Here is a 2270-nt window from a genome sequence, read left to right as displayed (position 1 = left end):
GGCAGGAGAAGCCCAGCTCGCGGGCGACGGCCTTCGCGACCGTGGACTTGCCGGCCCCGCTGGGGCCGTCGATGGCAATGATCATCGTGCCAACCTTTCGATATCGGTGAGGAACTGCGGATAGCTGATTTTCACGGAGTCGAAGTTCTCTACTTCGACGGGAGCGTTGCCGCACAGGCCGGCGAGCGCCCAGGTCATGGCCAGACGGTGGTCGTTCTTCGAGTCGAATGCGGCGCCGACGGGCACTTGCAAGCCCGGCTGGCCTTCCACGAACAGGTCGTTGCCGTCGATCCACGCGTCCACGCCGAGAGTCTCAAGCCCCTCCACGATGGCGGCCAGGCGGTCGGTCTCTTTCACGCGCAACTCGCTGACCTCGCGGAACACGGTGACGCCGCGCGCGTGAGCCGCCACGAGCGCCAACACCGGCACTTCGTCGACGATAGTGGCGATCTTGTCGGCCGGCACCTCGCACCCATGCAGGTTCGGCGTGTAGCACGCCGAAACGATGCCGTAGGGCTCCTTGCCCGCCGCTCCCGTGTGACGCACGCTGATATCGGCGCCCATGCGCTCGAGCGTGCGCGTGAACCCGATGCGCGCGGTGTTCAAGCTGACGTTCTCCACCTGGATGGAGCTGTCGGGCTTCAACACGGCAGCGCAGACGAGGAACGCCGCCGAAGACGGATCGCCCGGCACCTGCACCTCGCAGGCCCGAAGCGCAGCGGGACCCGTCACGCTGGCCGTGCGGTCGGCCGCTGTGGTGGTCACGCCGAATTCGGGCAACATGAGCTCGGTATGGTTGCGCGAGGGCGAGGGCTCGTTGAGCGTCGTCGTGCCCCGCGCATACACGCCGGCCAGCAGCACCGCGGTTTTGAGCTGGGCCGACGCCATGGGGGCGTCGTAGGTTATCGCGCGCAGGCCCTCGGAGCCGCACACCGTGAGCGGCAGCGTCTCGCGCCCTTCGGGCTCGAAGCGCGCGCCCATCTTCATGAGCGGCGCGGTGATGCGGCGCATGGGACGGCGCTGCAGCGAGTCGTCGCCCGTCAGCTCCACGCGCACGCTCCACGGCGCCAGCACGCCCATGAGCAGGCGCACCGTGGTGCCGGAGTTACCGCAGTCGATGGGGGCATCGGGCTGCGAGGGGCCGGCGGCGCCCCATCCCGTGACGCCTCCCGCCAGGCTGCCGTCGGGCTGCTTCTCGAGCGACACCTGCGCGCCCAGCTGGCCTACGGCCCTGATGGACGAGCGCACGTCCTCGGAGTCGAGCACGCCCGAAAGCCGCGAGGTGCCCTCGGCCATGGCGGCGAACAGCACGGCGCGGTGCGATATGGACTTGTCGCCCGGGACAGAGGCCGAGCCGCGCAGGGGCGCCGGCAGCGGGTTGACGACGGTGGCGTTTGCTTCATGCGACATGGGTATGCTCCTTTGCCGTCAAGGGACTGAACGATACTGAAAAACCTGCGTTGATGAGCTGGGCTGACAGCTGGCCGATATCGCCCTCGTCGGTGAGCACGAGGCTGAGCACGGCGCTGTCCTCCGTGACGTGGTCGATCTCGATGGACTGGATGTTGCACCCCACCGAGCTGGTGACGGTGGTTACCTCGGCCACGACGCCCGGACGGTCCTCCATGGGGATGCGCACTTCCAGCAGACGCTCCGTCGAGGGCACCCAGGCGGCCGGCAGCGCGCGGCGCGCGGCCGCCGCGTCGGCCAAAAGAGCAGTGAGCGCGGCGCGGTCGTCGGACGCCAGTGCGTCGGCGAACGCGCCGATGATGCCTCGGATCTCGTCGAGCCCGTCGGACAGCGCGTCCTTGTTGTCGAAGGCGATGCCGCACCACAGCTCGGGCGAACCAGCCGCGATGCGCGTGGAGTCCTTGAAGCCTCCGGCGGCCAGGCGCATGAGCGCCTGCTGGTCGTCGGCGTGGCGGCTGGCCAGCTGCACGAGCGAGGACGCCATAATATGCGGCACGTGGCTGACCACGGCCACCGCCTCGTCGTGGTCCTCGCGCGGCAGCGCGATGACGCGCGCGCCGATGGAGGTGACCAGCTCGTGCAGGCGCGGGAAGTGCTCGGCGGGCGTGTCGGCGTCAGGACAGAGGATCCAGTGCGCGCCTTTGAACAGGTCGGGTCGCGCGCCTTCGATGCCGTTCACCTCGGAGCCGGCCATGGGATGCCCGGGCACGAAGTTCTCGGGATGCGGCAGGACGCGCTCGGCCAAAGCCGTGATGCGCGCCTTCGTGGAGGCGGTGTCCGTGACGATGCCGCGATAGTCC

The 2270-nt window shown here is 69.1% G+C and carries 3 protein-coding genes; all 3 read right to left on the bottom strand.

The genetic code is table 11. The annotated features are described in order from the left end of the window. Positions 1–85: (d)CMP kinase (locus ACMO6A_RS07950; RefSeq protein WP_418471048.1), on the bottom strand; the 85-nt coding region annotated here is incomplete at its 3' end. Continuing rightward, on the bottom strand, positions 82–1410 hold the full coding sequence (gene aroA / locus ACMO6A_RS07945; protein ID WP_114557343.1) for a 3-phosphoshikimate 1-carboxyvinyltransferase: 1329 nt from the start codon (positions 1408–1410) through the stop codon (positions 82–84). The genes ACMO6A_RS07950 and aroA, both read right to left, overlap by 4 nt. Beyond that, a partial coding sequence (locus ACMO6A_RS07940) for a prephenate dehydrogenase/arogenate dehydrogenase family protein (RefSeq protein ID WP_418471047.1) occupies positions 1400–2270 on the bottom strand: 871 nt, incomplete at its 5' end. The genes aroA and ACMO6A_RS07940, both read right to left, overlap by 11 nt.

It is taken from the genome of Eggerthella sp., assembly GCF_048329335.1.
GTDB classification, from domain to species: Bacteria; Actinomycetota; Coriobacteriia; order Coriobacteriales; family Eggerthellaceae; genus Eggerthella; species Eggerthella lenta.
The sequence above is the reverse complement of the archived record's forward strand: the minus strand, read 5'-3'. Positions and strand labels throughout refer to the sequence as shown.